Origin of the sequence: Bartonella sp. CL63NXGY (genome assembly GCF_042194905.1) — a bacterium.
Classification (GTDB): domain Bacteria; phylum Pseudomonadota; class Alphaproteobacteria; order Rhizobiales; family Rhizobiaceae; genus Bartonella.
Map to the genome: position 1 here is coordinate 1 of NZ_JBHINK010000126.1, position 298 is coordinate 298.

Annotated in this window: 1 protein-coding gene; it reads left to right on the plus strand. The window is 41.3% G+C overall.

The features are described 5' to 3' along the window. Positions 1 to 298, plus strand: a 298-nt coding sequence (locus ACFIK0_RS09655) for a phosphoribosyltransferase family protein (protein ID WP_375663954.1), incomplete at both ends; no start/stop codon positions are given.

Genomic DNA, 298 nt, shown 5'->3' on the forward strand with positions numbered 1-298 from the left:
ATTCTTTGATATCCCTGTTGATCACCTGCAAGCAACAAGTCTGTTTACTAAGTACATTGAAGAAGAAGGCTTAGTTGGAGATGATGTTGTCGTAGTTGCTCCTGATCATGCGGGTGTTAATCTTGCACGTAAGTTTGCGGAACGGATTAAGTCAACTATTGCCATTATCGATAATCGTAACGATGAAGTTCGTGAGCGAACCAACCAGGAGATTCCCGAGTATGTTATTGGGGATGTAAAGGGTAAGACAGCTTTGATTGTTGATGATATTGTGGATACAGGTGTTAGAATGAGCCTT